The organism is Cellulosimicrobium sp. AB352 (genome assembly GCF_049538415.1).
In the GTDB taxonomy this organism is placed as follows: Bacteria; Actinomycetota; Actinomycetes; order Actinomycetales; family Cellulomonadaceae; genus Cellulosimicrobium; species Cellulosimicrobium funkei.
The window spans coordinates 22,161-45,440 of sequence record NZ_JBMVFX010000008.1 but is presented as its reverse complement, the minus strand read 5'-3'; the positions used below and the strand labels follow the sequence as shown (position 1 = coordinate 45,440).

17 protein-coding genes are annotated in these 23,280 nt (G+C 76.0%); 5 read left to right on the top strand and 12 right to left on the bottom strand.

What is annotated here, in order from left to right:
• Positions 1-102 precede the first annotated feature (102 nt).
• Entirely contained in the window at positions 103-816 is a 714-nt protein-coding gene (locus ACPCUX_RS07705; protein WP_423388479.1) for a TetR/AcrR family transcriptional regulator, read from the top strand.
• Between the two features lie 4 nt (positions 817-820).
• On the opposite strand, the gene ACPCUX_RS07700 is transcribed toward ACPCUX_RS07705, so the two are convergent.
• From ACPCUX_RS07700 to ACPCUX_RS07690, 3 genes are read right to left on the bottom strand one after another with little or no spacing between them, the layout of a single operon-like run.
• Positions 821-4,486, bottom strand: a complete 3,666-nt coding sequence (locus tag ACPCUX_RS07700) for an ATP-binding protein (RefSeq protein ID WP_423388478.1) — start codon at positions 4,484-4,486, stop codon at positions 821-823.
• On the bottom strand, positions 4,486-5,241 hold the full coding sequence (locus tag ACPCUX_RS07695; RefSeq protein ID WP_423388477.1) for a DUF4194 domain-containing protein: 756 nt from the start codon (positions 5,239-5,241) through the stop codon (positions 4,486-4,488). Before ACPCUX_RS07695 ends, ACPCUX_RS07700 begins: the two co-directional genes overlap by 1 nt.
• Positions 5,238-6,914, bottom strand: coding sequence for a DUF3375 domain-containing protein (locus ACPCUX_RS07690; protein ID WP_085386538.1), 1,677 nt, complete (start codon positions 6,912-6,914; stop codon positions 5,238-5,240). The genes ACPCUX_RS07695 and ACPCUX_RS07690 overlap by 4 nt, the downstream gene beginning before the upstream one ends.
• Before the next feature lie 342 nt (positions 6,915-7,256).
• Between ACPCUX_RS07690 and ACPCUX_RS07685 the strand changes: the two genes are divergently transcribed.
• Entirely contained in the window at positions 7,257-7,955 is a 699-nt protein-coding gene (locus tag ACPCUX_RS07685) for a vitamin K epoxide reductase family protein (protein ID WP_232322624.1), read from the top strand.
• Between the two features lie 84 nt (positions 7,956-8,039).
• Here ACPCUX_RS07685 and ACPCUX_RS07680 read toward each other — a convergent pair whose 3' ends face one another.
• The 6 genes from ACPCUX_RS07680 to ACPCUX_RS07655 all read right to left on the bottom strand — a co-directional run bounded on the left by ACPCUX_RS07680 (position 8,040) and on the right by ACPCUX_RS07655 (position 14,514).
• On the bottom strand, positions 8,040-9,536 hold the full coding sequence (locus tag ACPCUX_RS07680) for a S1 family peptidase (protein ID WP_034652773.1): 1,497 nt from the start codon (positions 9,534-9,536) through the stop codon (positions 8,040-8,042).
• 117 nt (positions 9,537-9,653) lie between these two features.
• Positions 9,654-10,625: a LysR family transcriptional regulator gene (locus ACPCUX_RS07675; protein ID WP_423388476.1), complete on the bottom strand. Its 972-nt coding sequence runs from the start codon at positions 10,623-10,625 to the stop codon at positions 9,654-9,656.
• 42 nt (positions 10,626-10,667) lie between these two features.
• Positions 10,668-12,359, bottom strand: a complete 1,692-nt coding sequence (locus ACPCUX_RS07670) for a DUF7059 domain-containing protein (protein WP_423388475.1) — start codon at positions 12,357-12,359, stop codon at positions 10,668-10,670.
• Between the two features lie 110 nt (positions 12,360-12,469).
• On the bottom strand, positions 12,470-13,000 hold the full coding sequence (locus tag ACPCUX_RS07665; RefSeq protein WP_144721557.1) for a hypothetical protein: 531 nt from the start codon (positions 12,998-13,000) through the stop codon (positions 12,470-12,472).
• Between the two features lie 108 nt (positions 13,001-13,108).
• The gene (locus ACPCUX_RS07660; protein ID WP_144721555.1) at positions 13,109-13,720 is read right to left on the bottom strand and encodes a hypothetical protein; all 612 of its coding nucleotides are present in this window, start codon (positions 13,718-13,720) and stop codon (positions 13,109-13,111) included.
• Positions 13,721-13,803: 83 nt separating this feature from the next.
• Positions 13,804-14,514, bottom strand: coding sequence for a DUF981 family protein (locus tag ACPCUX_RS07655; RefSeq protein ID WP_021482095.1), 711 nt, complete (start codon positions 14,512-14,514; stop codon positions 13,804-13,806).
• 95 nt (positions 14,515-14,609) lie between these two features.
• Here ACPCUX_RS07655 and ACPCUX_RS07650 point away from each other — a divergent pair, with 95 nt between their 5' ends.
• Together ACPCUX_RS07650 and ACPCUX_RS07645 are read left to right on the top strand one after the other, a co-directional pair.
• Complete coding sequence (locus ACPCUX_RS07650) at positions 14,610-15,245, top strand: TetR/AcrR family transcriptional regulator (protein WP_423388474.1); 636 nt, start codon at positions 14,610-14,612, stop codon at positions 15,243-15,245.
• 123 nt (positions 15,246-15,368) lie between these two features.
• Positions 15,369-17,666, top strand: coding sequence for a glycoside hydrolase family 3 N-terminal domain-containing protein (locus tag ACPCUX_RS07645; protein ID WP_423388473.1), 2,298 nt, complete (start codon positions 15,369-15,371; stop codon positions 17,664-17,666).
• 66 nt (positions 17,667-17,732) lie between these two features.
• Here ACPCUX_RS07645 and ACPCUX_RS07640 read toward each other — a convergent pair whose 3' ends face one another.
• Positions 17,733-20,048: a sodium-translocating pyrophosphatase gene (locus ACPCUX_RS07640; RefSeq protein ID WP_423388472.1), complete on the bottom strand. Its 2,316-nt coding sequence runs from the start codon at positions 20,046-20,048 to the stop codon at positions 17,733-17,735.
• Between the two features lie 142 nt (positions 20,049-20,190).
• Positions 20,191-20,970, bottom strand: coding sequence for an alpha/beta fold hydrolase (locus tag ACPCUX_RS07635; RefSeq protein ID WP_085386542.1), 780 nt, complete (start codon positions 20,968-20,970; stop codon positions 20,191-20,193).
• 69 nt (positions 20,971-21,039) lie between these two features.
• On the opposite strand from ACPCUX_RS07635, the gene ACPCUX_RS07630 reads away from it, so the two are divergent.
• Complete coding sequence (locus ACPCUX_RS07630; protein WP_396049381.1) at positions 21,040-22,431, top strand: M18 family aminopeptidase; 1,392 nt, start codon at positions 21,040-21,042, stop codon at positions 22,429-22,431.
• A 105-nt stretch (positions 22,432-22,536) separates the two neighbouring features.
• Here the strand turns inward: ACPCUX_RS07630 and ACPCUX_RS07625 are convergent, their stop codons facing one another.
• The gene (locus ACPCUX_RS07625) at positions 22,537-23,184 is read right to left on the bottom strand and encodes an SRPBCC family protein (protein ID WP_423388471.1); all 648 of its coding nucleotides are present in this window, start codon (positions 23,182-23,184) and stop codon (positions 22,537-22,539) included.
• Positions 23,185-23,280 lie beyond the last annotated feature (96 nt).

Genomic DNA, 23,280 nt, shown 5'->3' with positions numbered 1-23,280 from the left:
GAAGAGCTGCGGGCGCTGCCCCGGACCGGTCCGGGGCACGGCCCGCCCGTCCGGGTCGAGGGGCCCGGGCACGGCGTCGCAGGCCGCCAGTAGGGTGACGCCATGACCGACGCCTCCCCCGCGCCGAGCGCCCCCGGCGACGCCGACGCGAGCGACTCCGCGTCCCCCCGGAGCCCGCGGCCCCGGCGCCCGCGCCCCGGGACCGCCGAGCGGAGGGAGGAGATCCTGCGCGCGGCGATGCGCGTCTTCGGGTCGCGGGGCTACCACCAGGGGTCGCTCGCGGAGGTCGCCGAGCAGGTGGGCATCACGCACGCCGGCGTGCTGCACCACTTCGGGTCCAAGGAGCGCCTGCTCACCGAGGTCCTCGCGTCCCGCGACCGCGACGGCGTCGCGCACCTCGAGGGGCAGCACATGCCGGGCGGGCTCGACCTGTTCCGGCACCTCGTCGCGACCGCCGCCGCGAACGCCGAGCGCCCCGGGATCGTGCAGACCTACACGGTCCTCGCCGGCGAGGCCGTCACGGACGACCACCCGGCGCGCGCGTGGGTCACCGCGCGCTTCGCCGGACTGCGCGCCGACGTCGCCGGTGCTCTCCGCGAGGTCGTCGAGGAGCGGCGGGCCGCGGGCGACGAGACGGCGGCCGTGCCGGACGACCGCGCGCTCGACCTCGCCGCCTCTACGATCATCGCCGCGATGGACGGCCTCCAGACCCAGTGGCTCCTCGACCCCGACGCCGTCGACCTCGCCGAGGCGACCGCGTTCGCGATCGAGGCCGTCCTCGCCGCGACCCTGGCGGGCGCCCGCCCGCTCGCCTGACGCGCTACGTCGCCACGCTCTCCGGCACGGGCTCGGGCACCGGCTCGACCGCGGGCTCCGCACCGCCGTCCGACGGCGCGGCGTCGCCGTCCGACGGCGCGGCCTCGCCCTCCCGGCGGCCCTCGCGGTACGCGGCGATGGACAGCGTCCGCAGGCGCGACGACCGGCCGGTCGGGTTGTCGACGAACCCGACGGCCGAGATGTAGGGCTCGATGACGTGGATCTTCTGCAGCGGCGTGACGATGAGCAGCTGCAGCCCGAGGCGGCGGAACAGCTCGAGCGCGAAGCGCGTCGACTCGTCCGACCCCCGCCCGAACGCCTCGTCGATGACGACGAACCGGAACGCCGTCGACCGCACCGCGCCCCAGTCGAGCTTGAACTGGTAGGCGAGCGACGCCGCGAGCACGGTGTACGCGAGCTTCTCCTTCTGGCCGCCGGACTTGCCGCCGGAGTCGGAGTAGTGCTCGTGCTCGGAGTCGTCGGCGCGGGACCGCTCGGACGCGGAGAGCACGAACCAGTTGCGCACATCGGTCACGCGGCGGCGCCACGCCTCGTCCAGGTCCGTCATGCCCTCGCGGCCGCGGAACCGCTCGACGAGCGCCTTGACCCGCAGGAACCGGTCCTCCGAGTAGGACAGCGCGCCGTCGGCGAGCGACCCGTCGCCCTCGGCGAGCGCGCGGTCGTCCTCGGCGAGGATCCCGTCGCCGTCGGTGCACGCGCGCAGGTCCTGCTGGAACTCGCGCACCTCGAGGTTGGGCGTGCGCGACATCTCCAGACGGATGTACCGGCCCGGGTTGTAGTCGATCGCGCGGAGCGAGTCGTTGATCGTGTCGATCCGGTCGCGGATGACGTCGGCCTGCTTGGCGAGCTCGGCCGCGAAGCCGGCGATATCGCGGATCGCGTTCGTGTTGAGGTACGCCTTGAAGTCAGCCTCGAACCGCGGGAGGTCGTCGCGCACGAGCCGGTCGTGGATCTCGCGGTAGCCGTCGGCCGACCGCACGTCCGCGTCGAGCTCCGCCGTCTCGACCGGGTACGCCGACCGGAACGAGGCCATCTGCCCCGCGATCCGCGTCCCGAGGTCCGCGCGCTCGCGCTGCGCCTGCTCGGCCTCGGCCGTGAGCCGCGAGCGCACCGCGTTCTCGACCGCGTCGAGGTCGGCCGCGCGCGTCGGGCCGTCGGCGGCGCCGCCCGGGCCCACCGTGCCGAACCCGGCGAGCTCGCGGTCGAACTCCGCGGCGAGGGCCGCCGTCGTCTCCTCGTCGAGCGTCTCGCCCGCGCCGTCGAGCACGGCGCGCGCCCGCTCCCGCGCCGTCCGCGCCTCGTCGAGCGCGTGCCGGTCGGCACCGAGCGTCGCGACGACGCGGTCGCGCTCCGCCTCGAGCTCGGCCTGGCGGCGCGCGTTGTCGTCGAGGAGCGCCGCGAGGCGGCCGAGCTCGTCGCTCGCCTGCTCGAGCCGTCGCTTCTCCTCGGCGAGCTCGGCGATGCGCGCCGTCTCGGCCCCGCGGTCGAGCTCGTCCCAGTCGCGGTAGACGTCGAGCCGCCCGAGCGCGGCGGAACGGGCCTGGAGCGCCTCGCGCGTGGCGGCCGCCTCGTCCCGACGCCGTGCGAGCGCGTCGCGACGCGCCGTGACCTCGGCGGCCTGCTCGAGCAGCGCGTCGATCTTCGCCTGGGTCGACCAGCCCAGCACATAGCCCCGGCGGTCGTCGACCGCGCGCGTGTCGTTCTTCTCGTGGTGGTCCGGCGAGTGCTTGACCTGGCCGGCCCGCGTGATCGCGCGCGGGAGCCGGCGGAACGCGTCGAGGTCCGGCGCGCACGCGTGGTCGGCGCGGCGCTCGAGCTCGGCCTCGACCCACGCCGTGAGGGTCGGCGCGTCGTCGAGACGCCGCACGTCGAGCAGGTCGGCGAGGAGCGGGACGCCGTCCTCGCGCGGAGCCGGCCGGGCGGCGGCGACGCGCTCGGGCACCCGGTGGTAGACGAGCCGCAGCCCGAGGTGCTCACGGTCGACCCACGCGGACAACGCGTCGTAGTGCGCCGCCGGCACGAGGAGCGAGAGCGCGAAGCCGCGCAGCACGCGCTCGGCCGCACCCTCCCAGTCGGCGTGCTCGGGGCGGACGGCGAGCAGCTCGCCCACGAAGGGGACGTCGCCCGGCGCGAGCCCGACGCCGTCGCACAGCCGGTCCCGGACCTCCAGGTGGGTGCGCGGCAGGTTGGACCGGCGGTCGGCGAGGCTCGCGAGCTCGGCCTTGACGTCGGCGGTCTCCTGCTCGACGGCGCGCACCTGCGCCGCGACCTCGCTCGCCTGCTCCTCGGCCCGGGCGAGGTCGTCGCGCACGCGCACGGCGGCGTCGTCGGCCGCGCGACGGAGCGCCGCGAACGCCTCGGCGTCGACGAGCGCGGCCGCCACCGCGCCCGCGGTGGCGCCCTCCCCCGGCCCCGCCGGGACGGAGTCCCCCGCCGCGGCGTCGGCGCCGTCCGGGGCGCCGAGCGTCAGGCCGGCCGCCGCCGCGTACCCGGCGAGCTGGGCGACGCGTCGCTCGCGCGCGGCGCGCTCGACCTCGCGGCGCGCGACCTCGCCCTCGATCGCGGCGAGCCGGTCGCCGCCGTGGCCCGCGCGCTCGAGCTCGAGCCGCTGCCGCTCGGCGCCGAGCAGCCCCAGCTCGTCGACGACGCGGCGGCGGCGGGCCTCGCCGTCGGCCACGCGCTCGTCGAGGGCGGCGGTGAGACCGTCGAGGTCCGCCACGCGGCGCGACGCGGTGAACGCGCGCAGGGCGTCGCGGCGCGCGACGAGCGCCTCGGCCCGCTCCCCGAGCGCGTCGTGCGCGTCGCAGTCCGCGAGCAGGGGCGCGAGCCGCTCGATCTGGGCGGTGGCCCGCACGACGGCGTCGTGGGCGCTCGTCAGGTCGTCGAAGTGCGCGACGAGCCGGTCCGTCCAGCGGTCGGCGTCGAACGGCTCGAGCATGTGCTCGCGCACGAACTCGCCGAGGTCGCCGACCGACTTCATCGACACCGTCTGGTGGAACAGGTCCATCGCCTGCTCCGACGGGATGCCGAGCAGGCGGCGGAAGTCGCGCCCGTAGTCGGGGAAGTGGTCGCGCACCTGCGCGCCGGACTCGCGCAGGCGGCGGCGCAGCGCCGTGACGTCGCCGCCGAAGCCCGCGAAGTCCTCGGTGATCGTCAGCGGGCGGTCCGCCGTCACGAAGAAGCGGTCCGGCTGGCCCGCCTGGCCCGGGGCGAGCCAGAACACCTGCGCGAGCGTGACCTCCTGGTCGAACCCGCGGTTCGAGAACCGCCCCAGCACGACCGAGTACGTGCCGCGCTCGCGCAGGCCCACGTGGCGCGTCGTGCCCGTCGCCTCGTCGCGCTCGGACTTGTAGTGCCCCGCGACGTACGACCGCAGCGACCGCTCGCGCGCCCCCGCCCCGGCGGCCTTGTTGTACGAGATCCGGTGCGACGGCACGAGCAGCGTCGTCACCGCGTCGACGATGGTCGACTTGCCCGAGCCGATGTCGCCGGTCAGCAGGGCGTTGCGACCGTCGAGGTCGAACGCCCACACGCGCTGGTCGAACGTGCCCCAGTTGAGCACCTCGAGCCGTTCGAGCCGGAACCCGGCGCGCGCGTCGAGGTCGGCCGCCGGGTCGTGCAGCTCGACCGCGCTGAACAGGCCCTCCATCACGCCACCGTCCTCGTCGTCGTCCCCGCCGTACCCGTCGCCAGGCCTGTCCCCGCGCCCGCCACCCCCGTGCGCGTTCCCGCCCCCGGGCCGCCGCCCTCGGCGGCGAGCTCCAGGTACTGCGCGAGGCGCGCGTCGAAGTCCGCGAGCCACTGCGCGTCGACGAACGCCTTGAGGATGCGGCGCACCTCGTACCGCCGGGCCTCCGCGTCGGCCGGGTCGCCGGGGTCTCCCGGTGCGACGGCGTCGGGCCCGTCCGGGTCCGGGCGGCCCGCCGGGCGCAGGAAGCCGAGCTCCACGACGCGCCGCACGAGCGCGTCCACCCGGTCCACGAGCCGCGCCTCGTTCGCCGCGGCGCCCGCGTCCTGGGTGAGGAAGACCCGCAGCAGGTCGACGATCTCCGAGCGCGTGAGCACGAGGCGCGTCTCGCCGCCCTCCGAGTCCGCCTGCGCGAGCCGCTTGCGCAGCAGGGCGAGCAGCAGGCTGACGTCGAACGGCAGCTCGCGGCGCGGGATCAGCCGCGGCACGCGCTCGTCGCGCTCGTGCTCGGGCTGCGAGCGCAGGTAGGCGTAGCCGTCGCCCTCGTCGACGACGACCTGCAGCCCGAGCATCGCGACGGCGTCGCGCACCTGCGCCTCGCGGGCGAGCAGGTCGCGCCACAGCGCCTCGCCGGACTCGCGGTAGACGACGCCCTTGAGCAGCGACGTCACGACGACGGACAGCTCCGGGTCGCGCGCGGTGCGGGTCGTGCTCACGGGGTCTCCTCCGGGCTCGGGTCGGGGGCGGCGTCGGGTCGTGCGTCGGGTCGCGCGGCAGGGGGCCCGCCGGGCGGGGAGCCGCTCGTCCGCCGCGCGTACGTGACGCGGGGCAGCCGCGCGACGCGCACCACCGGGTCCGGCGCGCCGTCCTCGGCGACGGGCCCCGCCGGGGCCTCGCCCTCCCAGCGCACCTCGTCGCTGCGCTCGTCGTCGTGCACGACGACGAACCGCGGGTCCTCGAGCGACAGGTACGTCACGAGCTCGGCCAGCCCGTGCTCGAGCGGCGCGTCGGCGAGCAGGTCCGCGAGCGCGACCTCCCCCGGGCCGCCGGGCCGCGAGAGCGTCGCGCGGACCGTGCGCGCGAGGCGCTCCGGGTCGACGTGCACCTGGTCGTAGAGCGCGTCGACCTCGAAGTCGTCGTCGCCGACCTCGACGTGGTCGGAGTCGAGGCGGGCCGTGGGCCGCGGCGTGAAGAGCGGCCGCTCCGTCGGCAGCACGACCTCGGGCGCGACGGCGTCCACCGGCATCCCCGGCGGCGCACCGGCGCGGCCTGCCGCGCGGGCGACGTCGCGCGCGGCGAGCGCCTTCGCCTCGACGCCGCGCAGGATGTCCATGACCCGTCGGTTCTCGAGCCACACCTGGTCGTCGAGGAAGCGGCGGAGCTGCTCGGAGAGGGTCCGCACGGTCGCCTGGGTGCGCTCGCCGGCGTCGAGCCAGTCGTAGTGGACGCGGCGCAGGCGGCGGTGCTCCTGCTCCCGGGCCGCGGCCTGCGCGGCGGCGTCCACGACCGGGCCCGGCGTCCCGGGGGCCGGCCGGACGACGTCGGGCGCGATCGCGTCGAGGGACTGCACGCGCTCGACGAGCGCGGTGAACTCCTCCTGGCGGCGCCGGTCGAGGAGGAAGTCGTAGAACGCGTGGAACGACCGCCCCTGGTCCGACTCCGCGATGGCCGTGCGCGACCGCACGACCTCCTCGAGCAGCTCGCCCTTCGCGCCGTCCCACCCCGTGATGCGCTCGCGCAGCTCCCGGTCGAGGGAGCGGAAGTTCGCCTCGACCTCGCGGAAGTCGGAGAGCAGATCGGCCGCCGTCTGGGTGAGCTGCTGGTAGCGGTCGCGCTGCGCCGCCGCGTCGAGGACGGCGACGCGCCCGGCGCGGACCTGGGCGATCTCGTCGTCGATCGCGGCGCGGCGCTCCTCGAGCTCGCGCAGGCGCTCCGCCGGGTCGGTCTGCGTGCCGACGGCGAGCTGGCGCAGCAGCTCGAAGACGGTGTTGAGCCGCGACTCGGTGCCGACGAACCCGCGCCCGCGCAGGGACGCGACCCAGCGCACGGCCTGCTCGACGGCGGGCGTCGCGTCGTAGTGCGGCTCGGCCGAGCCGGGCGGGTACCAGGCGCGCAGCCAGCTCTGGTCCGGGTGCGTCCAGTGGTCGACGTACGCCTGCGGGGCCCGCGGGTACCGCGGCTCCGTGCCGGAGGCGCGCGCGGCCCGGCCGTCGACGGCCCACAGGTGGTCGTCGAGGCGCGCGACGAGCTCGCTCTCCGGGATGGCGCGCACGTTGTCCTCGACGAACAGGGTGCCGAGGAACGAGAGCACGAGCGGCGCCGTGTCCGCGCGCAGGAGCCGCCACGCCGCGCTCGACCGTCGCAGGGAGTCGACGTCGTCGTGCTGCACGCAGGTCCTCTCGGGCGGGGCGGGTCGGTGCCCGGCGCGGCGGCCAGGGCGCGCCACGCGAGGGGGCGCCCCCAGATCTTAGGGCGGACCGCCCGCACCGCCCCCACGACCCACCGCGAGGCCGCCCTCCCGCCGGGCTCGGTGGGCGTCCGACCGGTCGGCCCGGGACCGCCCGAGAAGCGCCCCGGATCCGGGACCATGGTCCCTGTCGGCCCCGCCGCGCACGTTCGTACGCTGGGTGCGGCGCCGGGCCGGCAGCGCGCCCACCCTGCCGGCCGGCGCCACCTTCTGCCCCGCCCGCCGGACCTCTCCGGCGGGGCCCCGCGGACCCGAGGACCGCCCGTGACCGGAACGACCACCGCGCTCGCGGACGACGCCCGCTCGCCCGGCCCGACGGCGTCGGGCCCCACGCCGGACGCGGGCTTCGACCCCTTCGCCCGGCCCACCGGCTGGACCCACTCCCGCGGCGTGCTGTTCGGCGAGATGCTGCTGTTCGGGCTGCTCAGCCTCACGGCGGCGTTCGTGCTGTCGTACGACGCCGTCCTCCTCGCCGGGGACCCCGGCGCGGTGCTGTCGTGCGACGTCAACACCGTGCTGTCGTGCGGGACGGTCGCGCAGTCGTGGCAGGCGCAGGTGTTCGGCTTCCCCAACGCGTTCCTCGGGCTCGTCGCGGAGCCGATCGTCATCACGACGGCGGTCGCGGCGCTCGGCGGGACCCGCTTCCCCCGGTGGTTCCTCTTCGCCGCGCAGTGCGTGTACCTGCTCGGGGTCGTGTTCGCGTACTGGCTCTTCTACCAGTCGATGTTCGTCATCGGGGCGCTGTGCCCGTGGTGCCTGCTCATCACGGTCTCCACGACGCTCGTGTTCGCGTCGCTCCTGCACTGGAACGTCCTGGAGGACAACCTCTACCTGCCGCGCGGCGCCCAGGCGCGCCTGCTCGGGTTCGTGCGGTCGGGGGCGTACGGCTACCTCGTCGCGGCGTGGCTCGTGGGCCTCGCCGCCCTCGTGCTGCTCAAGTACGGCCCGGCGCTGCTGGCCTGACGGCCCACGCGGCCGAGCACGAGGCTGCTCCCGGGAAGCGGACGGGAACGACGGCAACCTCGTGCTCGGCGCGCGGCGGGCGGGTCAGGGCGTCGTCGCCCCCAGCGTGTAGGCGCCCGAGCCGGAGTACGCCTGGACGACGAACCGGTAGTAGCCCGCGGCCCCCGAGTAGGAGACGGACTCGTTCGCGCCCGGGGAGGTCGACTGCGCGACCGTCGCCCACGTCGACCCGTTCCAGCGCTGGAGGTAGAGGTCGAAGTCGGCGCCGCTCGGACCGCTCACGCACGCGCGGTGCGTCCCGGCGGCCCCCGCCGTGTAGTACGACCCGTTGGGCTGGACGGCCGTCGTGCCCGCGGCGAGCGACCCGGTGTACGTGCGGGCGTAGCCGCTGCAGCCCGTCGGCGGCTGCGGCGTGCCGCCCCCGCCGTCGCTCGTGACGAGCGTCAGGCCGTACGCCGAGAGGATCTCGCCGACCGGCTGGAAGTACGTCGTCCCGCCGGAGCTGCAGTTCCCGGACCCGCCGGACGTGACGCCCTGCGCCTGGTTGCCCGCGAGGAGCGAGCCGCCGGAGTCACCGGGCTCGGCGCACACCGTCGTGCGGATGAGGCCCGTGACGGTCCCCTGCGGGTAGGTGACGGACGCGTTGTACGCCTGGACGGTGCCGCAGTGCCAGCCGGTGGTCGAGCCCGAGCGGCAGACGGAGGCTCCGACCGGCGCCTGCGTCGCGCCCGCGACCGCGACGCGGCCCCCGGCGTAGTTGTTCACCGCGCCGACGGGCGTGTTGCCCGCGTCGACCTGGACCCACGCGTAGTCGTTGCCCGGGAAGCTCGACCCGCGGAACGTGCCCGCCGGCCCGGACGTGCGCGCGCCGGTCGAGCCGCAGTGCCCGGCGGTGACGAACCCGCCCTGGACCGCGAACCCGACGGAGCACCGGCTGCCGCCGCCGATCGTGTACGCGTTGCCGCCCACGACGTCGATCAGCGGCCGCGGGGACTCCGTCGTCTCCTCGTACGCGACCGCGTCGGCGGGCACGCCCGCGGCGGCGACCTGGGCGGCGACGTCGGCCTGGCCGCCCTCGCGCACCGAGACGACGACGCGGTTGCGCGTCACGTCGACGTACCAGCCCGGCAGCGCCGCCGGGTCGTCGGCGAGCGCGCCGTCGAGCGTCGCGCGCCAGGTCTCGAGGTCGGCGAGCGTGTGGTCGACGTCGACCGCTGTGGCGCCCTCGGCGCGCACCGTGCGCGCGTCGGCGGCATCGGTGACGCCGACGTAGAGGACGTTCGCGGCGTCGTCGACCCACGCGCCCGCGTAGTCGGCGCCGAGGCGCCGCTCGAGCGCGGCCTCGGTGCCCGCCGCGTCGGACTGGAAGGCGAGGCGCGTCCGTGCGTCCCGCGCGCTGAGGCCCAGGTCGCGCTCCAGCGCGCGCTCCAGGCCGGGGGCCGTCTTGGGGACCGCGCGCACCGTCGCGCGCTGGTCGTCGGGTGCGGGCGTGGCGGCGACGGCGTGCGTCGCGGCCCCGCCCGCCAGGAGCGTCGCCGCGGCGGTGACCGCGGCGAGCCTCCTGCGGAGTGGTCGTGTCATGTCGTCCATTCCCTTCGCCGGGCCCGGGTGGCCCGGTCGAGGCCACGCTAGGGACACGTCCAGGGGGCGCCCAGATCACGATCAGGTCATACGCGGGCGCTATGTGGGGGCTCGCCCCTACGCGGTCTCCACCGGGTGCTCGGCGCGCCACCGCCGGTAGCGGGGCGAGCGCTGGACGGCGTCGCGGTGCGCGCCGGTCGCGGCCCGCAGGACCGCGTCGACCGGGAGGCGGTCGACGGCGTCGCGCCGCCACCCCACGTGGTGCGTCCAGCGCAGCGGGGCGCCCTCGATCGCGACGGTCCGCACGCCGGGGGCGTCGAGGAGCACGGGCTGGACGAGCGCGACCGCGTGCCCGCCGCGCACCTGGTCGATGCACGACGTGCGGTCCGACTCCCCCATCGCGCGCGGCGTGAAGCCCGCCCGCGCGCACGCCCCGACGAAGCAGCGCTCGAAGCACCCGCTCCCGGGGGCCGTGAGCCACAGCGCGTCGGCGAGCTCGCCCAGACCGACGGCGTCGCGCCCCGCGACGGGGTGGTACTCGTCGACGAGCACGAACACCGGGTCGGTGGACACCGCCGTCCACACCAGGCCCCCCGCCGCGGGCGGGGACGCGTCGCCGCACATGCCGACGAGCGCGACGTCGAGGGTCCCGCTCGCGAGCCGGTCCGCGGTCTCCTCGACGGACCACGACGTCGCCGTCGTGACGAGCAGGTCGTCGACCCCCAGCGCGCCGGGCAGCGCGGTGTGCAGCCGGCTCGCGAACAGGCCGCCGATCGCGGAGCTCACCGTCCCCACGTGCACGCGGCCGACCGTGCCGTGCTCGCTGGTGAGCCGCCGGGCGTCGTCGACCAGCGCGGACATGGCGGGCAGCACGACGCGCGCGTGCCGCAGCACGAGCTCGCCGAGCTCCGTGGGGCGCGCGCCCTGCCGGTCGCGCGTGAAGACGCACCCGCCGAGCGTGCGGTCGATCCGGTTGAGCTGAGCGGTGAGGGCGGGCTGCGCGAGGCCCAGCGACGCCGCCGCCTTGGTCACACTGCCCGTCTCGGCCACCGTCACGATCATGCGCAGGTGCCGCACCTCGAGGTCCATGCCGCCCCAACGTATCGGTGCGGCCGGGGCGTGTCGCGCGCGTCAGCCCACGGGTGCGAGGAAGCCGTCGCGCACGAGCCCGCGCACGTCGGGCAGGAGCTCGCCCGCGAGGTCCTCGGCGCCGACCTCGAACAACGCGGCGATCGCCCCCACGAGCTGCCCGACCGTCAGCTCGCCGTCGCTCGCGCCGACGAGCGCGGCGAGCCCCGTCGTCGCCCGCACGGCGCGGCCCAGGCCGTCGCCCTGGCGCAGCAGGACGACCGTGGGGTCGGGCGCGCCGGGCGTGTGGAACCGCTCCTCCGTGACGTCGGGCGCGACGGCGAGCCGCTCGCCCGCGAGGGCCGCGTCGTCGCGCGCCGCGAGCCAGTCGTGCGCCGCGAGCGACGCCGCGAGGTGCGCGCCGAGCGGCTGGCGCACCGACCCGGTGTGCTCCTCGAGCCGCCGCAGCGTCGGGCGCGCGCCCGCGAGCGGACGACGCAGCGTGACGATGCCGAAGCCGACGGCCTCCACGTCGCGCGCGGCGAAGTCGTCGAGCCACGCGCCGTACGCCGCCGCCCACGCCGCGGGCTCGCGCTCGGGGGTCGTGCCGCCGTCGCGGATCCAGGTCTCCGCGTACTCCGCGGGGTCGAGCACCTCGCGCTGGACCACCCAGCCGTCGAGGCCGGCCTCGTCGAGCCACGCGCCGACGCGCTCGTCCCACGGGACGCCCCGGCGGTGCTCCCAGTTGCCGAGGAGCTGCGCCACGCCGCCGGGCTCGAGCACGGCGCCGACCCCGGTCACGAGGTCGCGCACGAGGTCGTCGCCCGACCGGCCGCCGTCGCGGTACTCGTAGTCCGGGAGCGCGCCCCCGCCGGCGCGCGGGGTGATGACGAACGGCGGGTTCGACACGACGAGGTCGAACCGCTCGCCCGCGACCGGCTCCAGCATCGAGCCCTCGCGCAGCTCGACCCGCCCGGCCGGTGCGGCGCCTCCGGGCCCGGCCGCCGAGGAGTCGCCGGAGTCCTCGTCGAACGCGGCGTTGAACGCAGCGTTGAACGCGGCGAAGCCGAGCGCCCGGCGCGAGATGTCCGTGCCGACGACCGCGCGCGCGTGCCGCGCGGCGTGCAGGGCCTGGATGCCGCAACCTGTCCCGAGGTCGAGCACGCGCCCGACCGGCGTCCGGACCGTCACCTGGGCGAGGGTCAGGGACGCGCCGCCCGCACCGAGCACGTGGTCCGGGGCGAGCCGGCGACCCGTCGCGAGCTCGCCCAGGTCCGACGACAGCCACCACGTGACGGGGCCCGCGGCGTCGGTCGCCGCGTACGGCCGCAGGTCGACGAGCGCGCGCACCGCGTCGTCGTCGCCCGCGCCCGCCGCCTCGACGAGACCCAGCCGCCGTGCGCCGTCGACCCCCGTGCGCCCGAGCGCCGCGTCGAGGGCGCGCCGGGGCACGTCGTCGCCGAGGAGGAAGAGGGCGGCGAGAGCGGCCGTGGGGTCGGCCCCCTCCCGACCGCGGTCGCGCAGCGCGCGCCGCGCCGGGACGGCCTGCTCGCGGTGCAGCGCGGCGGACGCGACGGGACCGAGCACGCGCTCGACGCCGTCGACCGTGAAGCCCGCCGCCGCGAGGTCCTCGCGCAGCGTCGCCGCGGCGGCCGCGAGGTCGGCGAAGGCGAGGCCCGCGCCGGGCGGGACGGGGCCGGGCCCGTCCGCGGCGGTGCGCGACGACGGGCTCGGGGTGCTGGTGGCGGGAGGCATGGCTCCATCCTCACCGATCCGCGCGCGGCGGCCGAGGGCCCGCGCCGCCCCGGACGCGACGGACCCCCGGCGCGCCGAGGCGTGCCGGGGGTCCGTGGGGGACGACGTCGTCAGCAGTTCTGCGTGCCGTAGACCGCGACGTTCTGCGCCGAGGTCTGGAAGGTCTCGTCCGTCATGAGCGACATGATCGAGGAGGTGTCGGCGTTGGCCGGGTCGTCGACCGCGGTCTCGAGCGTGTCGGTGAGCTGGCGGAAGACGCCCGTGACGTTGTCCCAGTCGGTGCTGATCTCGGCCGGGGCCTCGGCGGCCTCGAGCGACGCGGTGAACGTCTCGAACTGCGTCACGGCGGCGGCCGGGTCGCTCGTGTCGATCGAGCTCAGGGTCGTCTGGGCGTCGAGCAGGGCGTCGTAGGCGGTGCAGAAGTCGCCCGACGCCTCGGTGTCGCCGGACTCCTCCTCGGTGGGCTCCTCGGACGGGGTGGTCTCCTCCTCGGCCGACGTGCTGGTCTCCTCCGCAGGCGTGGTCTCCGAGTCGGTGCTCGCGTCGTCGCCGGAGCCACCGCAGGCGGCCAGGCCGAGCACGAGGAGGGCGCTCGTCGCGAGGGCGGTCGTGGTCTTGGTGATCGTCAGTCGGGTGCGCATGACGCCCATGGTTTCCCACGGACGCGCGTCGCGCGCCCTCAAAGCCTCGAAGTGGGGACCGCTCCCCATGTGGCCATCGCCACGGGGTGAAGTTCCGGCGGGTGCCGGTCAGCGCGCACAGCCGGCCCGGAAGTAATCGGTGACGGCCCGGGACGACGACGTGAGCGCCGCCGTGTCGATCCGGCGCCCCACGCGGTCGATCGCCCGCGACAGCTCGCCCGTGTCCCGCGTGCCGGTGGCCTCGACCTCGTCCGCGATCATCGTGAGGTAGGTCGTGACGACGGCCCAGTCGCGCGCGACCGCCGCGGGCGGGGTGGCCCCGGCGAGCGTGTCGCGGGCGGTGGTGAACCCCTCGACGAGCGCCTCGGGGTGGTCGACCGTGAGGTTGACCTGCGCCTTGGCCGCCGCGCCCCACGCGACCTCCGCCTCCCGGCACGCCGGGTCGACGGCGCCCGCCCCCGGGTCCGTGCCGTCGTCGGGCGCGGCGGGGTCCGACGTCTCGGGGTCCGTGCCGTCGGCGGGTGCCGCGCCGTCGTCCGCGTCGTTCCCGGCACCCGGGGACGACGCCGCGGGTGCGGCGGGCGGGGGCGGTGCGGCGGCGGGCGCTGCGCCCGGGAGGGACACGACGTCGAACGCCCCGCTCGCGACGACGGCGAGGCACAGCCCGGCGACGACGGCGAGGACCGCGGCGTGGGCCACGGCGCGCACCGGTGATTGCATGGCCCCTATGATGACGCCTCCCGCGGGCGCGAAGAACCCCGCGGGCCTTGCCGGCCGGCGGGGTCCTCGGGGTCGCCGCGGCGTCAGCCCATCGTGTTGACGATGAGACCGATGTGGGTGAAGAAGTTCATCGCGCCGAACAGCAGGAACGCGACGCCGGACAGGCCCCAGGCCCACCCGATGACGACCCGCACGACGCGCCGCCCGGAGCGGACCGCGAACGGGAAGAGGATCGCGCCGACGCCCACGAGCGCGATGAGCCCGGACATGAAGATCGCCTCGACGAGCGGGTAGGCGGCGAACGCGCCGGAGATCGGCTCCTCCGGCGGCGCGGCGAAGAGCTGGTACGTCACGCCGGCGATCGCGATGGCGACGAGGCCGAGGCCCATGCCGAGCACGAACACCGAGACGGGGCGCGCGACGGCCTGCAGGTGCTCGGTGGCGTCGGCCCGCTCGAGCGCGGCGCGGCCGCGGGTCCAGAGGTAGAACGCGGCGGCGAGGAGCAGCACGCCGAACGCGAGGCTCGTCTCGCCGAAGATGATGTTGTCGAACGGGAAGCCGCCCGCGGCGAGCGGCCACGTGAGCGTCATGTGCAGCCCGGTCGCCGTGAGGATCGTGCCCAGCACGCCGAACGCGAGCGACCAGCCCTCCACGACGATCTTCCCGGGCGCCCGCAGGAGCTCGCGGCCGAGCATGACCAGCAGGATCAGCCCGGCGCCGACGGCGACGGACATCACGGTGTTGTAGGTGGGCATCTGTGCCCAGTCGATGACGAGCCCCTCGGCGGCGACCATCCTTCTCCACTCCTCGTTCGTTCCACGGGCCGCGCTCGCGGTCCGAGGGCGATAACCATACGAGCGTATAGGTTATTCCTCACTACGATGGCCGCGTGGACGACGCTGCGGGTGCCCGGGACCGGTCGGCGACGAGCGGCGCGCGGGGCGCACGCACCACGGTGCAGGGGCGCAGCGCGGAGCGACAGCGCGCGATGGTCGACGCCGCCGCGCACCTGCTCATCGACCAGGGCTTCGCCGCCGTGACCCACCGGCAGGTCGCCCGCGCCGCGGGCGTGCCGCAGGGGTCGGCGTCGTACTACTTCCCGACGAGCGCCTCGCTCGTCGCCGCCGCCGTCGAGGCCGCGGAGGACGTGCGCGCGACGGCCGCGCAGGAGCACGCCGACGCCCTCGCCCACCGGCGTCGCTCGAGCGCCGCGACGGCGCGCGAGCTCATCGAGACGCTGTACGCCCCGCACGTGGACGACTCGGTGGTCGACGTGCGCCTCGACCCCATGCTCACGGCCATGCGGGACCCGGCGCTGCGGCCGATCATGCGCGCGTCGCGCCCGCGCCTGCTTGCGGCGGCACGGACGGTGCTCGACGCGTCGGGCCACGGGCACGTGACCGACACCGACCTCGTCGCGCACGTCGTGGACGCGGCGCTGCTCTCGGGGGCCGCCGCGGAGGACGGCCACGTGCTCGACCACGCGACGCGGACCGTCGCCCGCTTCCTCGACCACTGGCACTGACGGCGCAAACTTACTGACCAGTTACTTGGTTTCCGGTAGAGTGACGGCGCCCGGTCCGCCGACGCCGTGCCCGCACCCGCGGCGCCGCCGGGTGCCGTCGCCGCCGCCGTGGAAGGACCGTCCTTGAGCACCCTGCCCTACCTCGACCCCGCCGTGCCCGTGGCCGACCGCGTCGAGGACCTCCTCGCCCGCATGACGCTGCCCGAGAAGGTCGGACAGATGCTCCAGCTCGACGCGCGCGACGGCGTCGGCCCCGCGGTGCTGGAGAAGCACGCGGGCTCGCTGCTGCACACGTCGCCGGAGAACGTCCTCGCCGCGCACGAGCTCACCGGGCGGACGCGGCTGCGCATCCCCCTGCTGATCGCCGAGGACTGCATCCACGGCCACTCGTTCTGGGTCGGCGCGACGATCTTCCCCACGCAGCTCGGCATGGCCGCGACGTGGGACCCCGCGCTCGTGGAGCAGGTCGCGCGCGCGACCGCGGTCGAGGTCGCCGCGACCGGCGTCCACTGGACCTTCTCCCCCGTGCTCTGCATCGCCCGCGACCTGCGCTGGGGCCGCGTCGACGAGACGTTCGGCGAGGACCCGTTCCTCATCGGCGAGCTCGCGTCCGCGATGGTCCGCGGCTACCAGGGCGACGGGCTGTCCGACCCGACGGGCGTCCTCGCTACGGCGAAGCACTTCGCGGGCTACTCCGAGACGCAGGGCGGGCGCGACGCGAGCGAGGCCGACATCTCGCAGCGCAAGCTCCGGTCCTGGTTCCTGCCCCCGTTCGAGCGGGTCGCGCGCGAGGGCTGCGCCACGTTCATGCTCGGCTACCAGTCCATGGACGGCGTGCCCGTCACCGTGAACGGCTGGCTGCTCGACGACGTCCTGCGCGGCGAGTGGGGGTACACCGGCACGCTCGTCACCGACTGGGACAACGTGGGCCGCATGGTCTGGGAGCAGCACATCCAGCCCGACTACGTGCACGCGTCCGCCGCGGCCGTGCGCGCCGGCAACGACATGGTCATGACGACTCCGCGCTTCTTCGAGGGCGCGCTCGAGGCGGTGGACCGCGGCCTCGTCGAGGAGGCGGCGATCGACGCCGCCGTCCGGCGCATCCTCACGCTCAAGTTCCGCCTCGGCCTGTTCGAGGACCCGCGGCGGCCGGACGTCGCGCGCCAGCAGGCGGTCATCGCGTCGGCTGGGCACTCCGCGGTGAACCTCGAGGTCGCGCGCCGCTCCCTCGTGCTCCTCGCCAACGACGGGACCCTCCCGTTCGCGGGCGGGCTCGACCGCGACGCCGGCACGCCCGACGGCCGGGCCCTCGCCCCGGCCGGGGCGCCCGCCCGGACGATCGCCGTCGTCGGCCCGAACGCGGACGACGACCACACGCAGCTCGGCGACTGGGCGGGCGCGTCGGGCCAGGCCGACTGGCTGCCGGACGGCCACCCGCGCGAGATGACGACGACCGTGCTCGACGGCTTCCGCGCGCTCGCCCCGGAGGGCTGGGCCGTGACCCACGCGCGCGGCGCCGACATCCTCACGCTCGCGCCCGACCCGGAGGGCGAGCTGTTCCCCGACGGGCAGCCGCGGCCGCAGGTCGTCGTCCCGGCGGCGCCCGACGACGCGCTGATCGCCGAGGCCGTCGCCGCCGCGCGCGACGCCGACCTCGCCGTCGCCGTGGTGGGCGACCGCATCGAGCTCGTGGGCGAGGGGCGCTCGACCGCGACGCTCGAGCTCGTCGGCGGCCAGGTCGCGCTGCTCGACGCCCTCGTCGCCACCGGCACCCCCGTGGTCGTGGTCGTCGTCGCGTCGAAGCCGCTCGTCCTCCCGCCGTCGGCGCACGCGGCGGCGGCGGTCGTCTGGGCGGCCAACCCCGGGATGCGCGGCGGCCAGGCCGTCGCCGAGCTCGTGCTCGGGCTGATCGAGCCCGAGGGCCGGCTCCCGATCTCGTTCGCGCGCCACGCGGGCCAGCAGCCGACCTACTACAACGTGGTCCGCGGCCAGCACGGCGTCCGCTACGCCGACCTCACGCAGAGCCCCGCGTTCGCGTTCGGCGAGGGCCTGAGCTACACGACCGTCGAGTACGCCGACCTGCGGGTGCTCGGCACGGAGCACGGGCCCGACGACGTCGTGCGCGCCGAGGTCACGCTGACGAACACCGGGTCGCGCCCGGTGCGCGAGAACGTCCAGGTCTACGTGAGCGACACCGTCACGTCGGTGACGTGGGCCGAGAAGGAGCTCAAGGCCTACCGCAAGGTGGACCTCGCGCCGGGCGAGTCGGCGACCGTCGGCCTCGAGGTGCCCGTGGCGGACTGCACGCTCGTCGACGCGCATGGGCGCCGCGTCGTCGAGCCGGGCGAGTTCGAGCTGCGCGTCGGGCCGTCCTCGCGCGAGGACGCGCTCCTGCGCGCGTCGTTCACCGTCGCGGGCTAGTCCCGCGCACGACGGAGGGCGCCCGGGTCGACCCGGGCGCCCTCCGTCGTCTGCGGTGGCCGGGCGTCAGGCGCCCGTCGCGACGCGCTCCCGCTCGACGGCGGACTCCTCGCGGTCGACGCGCGCCGCACGCAGCCGCGACATGATCACCGAGCCGAACGCGATGGCCGCCGCGACGACCGCGATCGCGATGCGCAGGACGTGGTTCGCGTCCTCGGGCACGCTCATGAGCACGACCGCGGGCGCGATGAGCACCGACACGAGGTTCATCACCTTGATGAGCGGGTTGATCGCCGGGCCGGCGGTGTCCTTGAACGGGTCGCCGACCGTGTCGCCGATGACGGTCGCGGCGTGCGCCTCCGAGCCCTTGCCCCCGTACGCGCCGTCCTCGACGATCTTCTTCGCGTTGTCCCACGCGCCGCCCGAGTTGGCGAGGAACACGGCCATGAGCACGCCCGCGCCGATCGCGCCCGCGAGGAAGCCGGCCAACGGCCCGACGCCCAGGCCGAAGCCGACGGCGATGGGCGCGAACGCGGCGAGCAGACCGGGGGTCGCGAGCTCGCGCAGCGAGTCGCGCGTGCAGATGTCGACGACCCGGCCGTACTCGGGGCGCTCCTGGAACGTCATGATCCCGGGGTGCTCGCGGAACTGGCGGCGCACCTCGAACACGATCGCCCCGGCCGCGCGCGTCACCGCGTCGATCGCGAGGCCCGAGAAGAGGAACACGGTCGCGGCGCCGAGGATCACGCCCACGAGCGTGATCGGCGAGATGATCTGGTAGTCGAGCATCGCCGTGACGAGACCGCTCCCGACGCCCTGCACGTCCGCGAGCGCGTGGCTCACGGCGTCGGCGTACGACCCGAACAGGGCCGTCGCCGCGAGGACGGCCGTCGTGATCGCGATGCCCTTGGTGATCGCCTTCGTCGTGTTGCCCACCGCGTCGAGGTCCGTGAGGATCTGCGCGGCCTCTGCGTCGCCGTCGCCCGACTCGCCGACCGACATCTCATAGATGCCCTGGGCGTTGTCGGAGACGGGGCCGAACGTGTCCATCGCGACGATGACGCCGACCGTCGTGAGCAGGCCGCACCCGGCGAGGGCGACGAGGAACAGCGCGAGCCACACCGACCCGCCCGCGAGGAGGAACAGGCCGCAGATCGCCGCGGCGATCACGCCCGCCGTGTACACGGCCGACTCGAACCCGACCCCGATGCCCGACAGCACGACCGTCGCCGCGCCCGTGCGCGAGGTGGCCGCCACGTGCAGGGTGGGCTTCGACGTCGTGCCGGTGAAGTAGCCCGTGATCCACAGGATGATGCCCGCGAGGACGATCCCGATGACGACGGCGAGGCTCGCGACGACGCGCGGGTCGGCCGCGATCCCGGACAGGTCGCCGAGGTCGGCCGTGCCGTCGAGCGCGGCGAACGACGACGGCAGGTAGACGAACGCGGCGACGGCGGCGAGCACCGCGCCGATGAGCGCCGAGAGGTAGAACCCGCGGTAGATGGCCTTGAGGCCGTTCTCCTGGCCGCGCACGCGCGTGATGAACACGCCGAGCACCGCGACGAGCGCGCCCAGGGCCGTCACGACGAGCGGGAACACGAGGCCCTCCTCGCCCATCGCCGCCTTGCCGAGGATGAGCGCCGCGACGAGCGTCACCGCGTACGACTCGAACAGGTCGGCCGCCATGCCCGCGCAGTCGCCGACGTTGTCGCCCACGTTGTCCGCGATGGTGGCGGCGTTGCGCGGGTCGTCCTCGGGGATGCCCTGCTCGACCTTGCCGACGAGGTCCGCGCCGACGTCCGCCGCCTTGGTGAAGATGCCGCCGCCGACGCGCATGAACATCGCGAGCAGCGCCGCGCCGAACCCGAAGCCCTCGAGCACCGCCGGGGCGTCGCCCTTGTAGACGAGCACGACGCCCGCGGCGCCGAGCAGGCCGAGGCCGACGACCGACATGCCGACGACGCCGCCCGTCCGGAACGCGATGCGCGCGCCCTCCGAGCGCCCGCCCGGCCGGGTCGCGGCCGACGCGACGCGCACGTTCGCGCGCACCGCGAGCCACATCCCGAGGTAGCCGATCGCCGCCGAGAACCCGGCGCCCACGAGGAACGCGACCGAGCGCCCCACGCGGATGCCGCCGTCGCCCGGCAGCAGGAACAGGAGGCCGAAGACGATCGCCGCGAACAGCGCGAGCGTGCGGAACTGGCGGCTCAGGTACGCGCCGGCGCCCTCCTGCACCGCCTGGGCGATGTCCTGCATCTTCGCCGTGCCCTCGTCCGCGGCGAGGACCTGTCTGCGCAGCACGACCGCGAAGGCGAGGGCCACGAGGGCGATCGCCGCGATGACCGCGACGATGGTGAGACTTTCCGTACCGAGCGTGAGCATCCGTCCTCCTTGACGAACCGCGCGACCGTCGCGCCGGTCCCCTGCCGGAGCGATGGGGGTGAGTCTACGCACGTGTGTCGTACGTCACGACCACTCGTGCAGGACGTCACGAGCGCACCCGGTGACGGCGCCCCGGGCCCTGTCAGCCCGGCGGTCGCGCGGTCGCTCCGCCGGCGTCCGGGGCGAGGTCCGTGGCGAGGCGCGCGACGGCGTCGGGCCGGGTGAGCGGGTAGAGGTGGCCCTCCCCCGCGAGCCCGACGCGCGGCACCCCGAGCCGGTCCGACAGCTCGCGCTGCGCGCGCAGGAACCGGGCGCTCGCCCGCAGGCCGGTGACGAGCAGCGGCTCGGCGCCCGCGGGCAGACGGCGGCCGTCGTCGAGCAGGTCGCGCACCCGCGGCGCCTGCTCCCAGCTCGCGAACCACTGGTGGGCGAGCAGTGTCCACGCCTCGCGCGAGCCGTAGCGGGCGCGCGCGACGTCGTGCGGGAGGCGGTCCGGGGCGCGCGTGACGACCCGGACGCCCACGCGGCGCAGGGTCGCGCCCGTCACGGCGAGGCCGCTCGCGAGCACGCCCGCCGCCGCGGTGCCGGCCCGGGCCGTGACCCGCCCCGTGTGCAGGGCCGGGAGATGGGCCTCCCACGGGCTCGTCGGGTCGAGGAGCACGAGCCGGCGGACCTCGTCCGGGTGCCGCAGCGCCCACTCGATCGCGGTGAGCCCGCCGACGGAGTGCCCGACGAGGTCCACGGGCCGCGACCCGCCGACGCCGAGACCCTCCCGCACCACGTCGACCGGTCCCGTCACGGGCACGCGCCACGCGTCGAGGACCCGGACGTCGTCGGTGCCGGACGCGGTGCCGAGTGCACGTGCGAGCGGGGCGAAGTCCTCGGGCGTGAGCGCGAGGCCCGGCAGGACGACCCAGGTCATGCGGACTCCCTCTCTCGCGGTGCGCGACCACCCTACGGAGCGCTCCTGGGCGTGCGTAGGGTGGAGCCTGTGTCGACGCCCAGCACCCCCGTGACCGACCCGACCCTCCACGACCGCGCCCTCGCCCACGCGCACGACCTCGCGACGTTCGTCGAGGCGTCCCCGTCGTCGTACCACGCGGCGCACGAGGTCGCGCGCCGGCTCGAGGCCGTCGGCTTCGAGCGCCTGGACGAGACCGCGGCGTGGCCGTCGGTGACCGAGGGCGACGGGCCCGCGGGCGGGCGGTACGTCGTCGTGCGCGACGGCGCGGTGATCGCCTGGGCCGTGCCCGCGGGCGCGACGGCGACCACGCCGTTCGCGATCCTCGGCGCCCACACCGACTCGCCCGGCTTCAAGCTCAAGCCGCGCCCGAGCGTCGGCCGCGAGGGCTGGTGGCAGGCGGGCGTGGAGATCTACGGCGGCCCGCTGCTCAACTCGTGGCTCGACCGCGAGCTCGAGCTCGCCGGTCGCCTCGTCACGGCCGACGGCGAGGAGCACCTCGTGCGCACGGGCCCCCTGCTGCGCATCCCGCAGCTCGCGATCCACCTCGACCGCGCCGCGAACGACGGGCTCACGCTCGACAAGCAGCAGCACACGCAGCCCGTGTGGGGGCTCGCGTCGGCGTCCGGTCCGGCCGGGTCCGACGTCGCGGGCGCGCCGCACGGGACGAGCGGCGGGGACGTGCTCGCCGAGCTCGCGCACCACGCGGGCGTGCGGGCGAGCGAGATCGCCGGGTACGACGTCGTGGTCGCCGACACCCAGTCGCCCCGCGTGTTCGGTGCGCACGGCGCGTTCCTCGCGTCCGGGCGCCTCGACAACCTGCTGTCGGTGCACGCCGGTCTCGTCGCGCTGCTCGAGATCGCGGGCACGCCCGACCGGCCCGTCGAGGGCGCCACGATCCCCGTGCTCGCCGCGTTCGACCACGAGGAGATCGGGTCGGAGTCGCGCTCCGGCGCGTCCGGCCCGTTCCTCGCGGACGTGCTCGCCCGGGTCGCGGCCAGCCTCGGCGCGACGGAGGAGGAGCGGCACCGTCAGCTCGCGGGGTCGCTGTGCGTGTCGAGCGACGTCGGCCACTCGGTGCACCCCAACTATCCGGAGCGGCACGACCCCGCGAACCGGCCGCTCGCCGGCGGCGGGCCGATCCTCAAGATCAACGCGAACCAGCGCTACACGACCGACGCGCACGGCGCCGCGGCATGGGCGCGCGCCTGCGCCCGGGCCGGGGTGCCGAGCCAGGAGTTCGTCTCGAAGAACACCGTGCCGTGCGGCTCGACCATCGGGCCGCTCACCGCGACCCGCCTCGGCATCCGCACGGTCGACGTGGGCGTCCCCATCCTCTCGATGCACTCCGCGCGCGAGCTCACCGCCGTCGTGGACCCGTGGTACCTCTCGCGCGCGGTGCTCAAGATCTTCCAAGGCTGAGTCTCCCCCACCCCGCCGGCCGAGCAGGCGGTTCTGGTTCGTCCTGGGCGCGGGACGGGCCAAGACCGCCTGGTCGGGCAGCCGCGATCGCCTGGTCGGGACCAGTCAGGGGCGCTCCGCGCGGGCGCGGACGCCGCGCAGCATCTTCTGCGTCATGAGGAAGCTCACCGGCTGCACCGCCTCGACGACCGCGCGGCCCGCGGCGCCCAGCGGCAGGTACCGCTCGCGGACGAGCAGGCGCGACCGCGGGGTGCCGTCCGACCCCGGCGGCAGCGGTCGCACGACGAACGCCCACGAGAACCGGAACGGCATCGTGTCCGGCTGCCCGGGCCCGGGTGCGCCGAGCAGCACGAGGTGCGAGCCCGGCTCGAGCTCTGCGACCCGCAGGACGGCCTCGTCGGCCAGGTGGACGTCGTCGCCCACCGCGAGGCCCTGCCAGCGCTCCTCGATCGCGTCCGCGCTGCGGATGCCCAGGCCAACGAGGTTCTCGAGCGCGTCGTAGGAGTAGAAGCCGCCGCGGCCCTGGCCGAGCTGGACGAGCCACGGCCAGACGTCGGCCGGCGGCGCGTCGACCGTCACGGCCCGCGTCGCGACGACGGCGCGCGCGTCGGGGACGAGGTCGTCGCCCGGGAGCACGCACTCGTGCTCGCCCTCCCACGTGCCCCACGTCTGGGTCATGCGCCGGGTGAGCAGGAGCGCCCCGGCGGCGAGCGCCGTCGTCGTCAGGACCCGGACCCCACGCCACGCTGCCATGCGTCGATCGTCGGCCGTGCGCCCCTCCCCGCGCGAGGGCCGGAGGTCCCGAGCACGGCCCTCGGCCGAAGCGTGGGCCCGAGGTGGGACACTCGG

Coding starts and splice junctions, on each gene's coding strand:
- ACPCUX_RS07705 (WP_423388479.1), top strand. CDS start 103: ATGACCGACGCCTCCCCCGCGCCGAGCGCCCCCGGCGACGCCGACGCG.
- ACPCUX_RS07700 (WP_423388478.1), bottom strand. CDS start 4,486: ATGGAGGGCCTGTTCAGCGCGGTCGAGCTGCACGACCCGGCGGCCGAC.
- ACPCUX_RS07680 (WP_034652773.1), bottom strand. CDS start 9,536: ATGACACGACCACTCCGCAGGAGGCTCGCCGCGGTCACCGCCGCGGCG.
- ACPCUX_RS07675 (WP_423388476.1), bottom strand. CDS start 10,625: ATGGACCTCGAGGTGCGGCACCTGCGCATGATCGTGACGGTGGCCGAG.
- ACPCUX_RS07670 (WP_423388475.1), bottom strand. CDS start 12,359: ATGCCTCCCGCCACCAGCACCCCGAGCCCGTCGTCGCGCACCGCCGCG.
- ACPCUX_RS07665 (WP_144721557.1), bottom strand. CDS start 13,000: ATGCGCACCCGACTGACGATCACCAAGACCACGACCGCCCTCGCGACG.
- ACPCUX_RS07660 (WP_144721555.1), bottom strand. CDS start 13,720: ATGCAATCACCGGTGCGCGCCGTGGCCCACGCCGCGGTCCTCGCCGTC.
- ACPCUX_RS07655 (WP_021482095.1), bottom strand. CDS start 14,514: ATGGTCGCCGCCGAGGGGCTCGTCATCGACTGGGCACAGATGCCCACC.
- ACPCUX_RS07640 (WP_423388472.1), bottom strand. CDS start 20,048: ATGCTCACGCTCGGTACGGAAAGTCTCACCATCGTCGCGGTCATCGCG.
- ACPCUX_RS07635 (WP_085386542.1), bottom strand. CDS start 20,970: ATGACCTGGGTCGTCCTGCCGGGCCTCGCGCTCACGCCCGAGGACTTC.
- ACPCUX_RS07625 (WP_423388471.1), bottom strand. CDS start 23,184: ATGGCAGCGTGGCGTGGGGTCCGGGTCCTGACGACGACGGCGCTCGCC.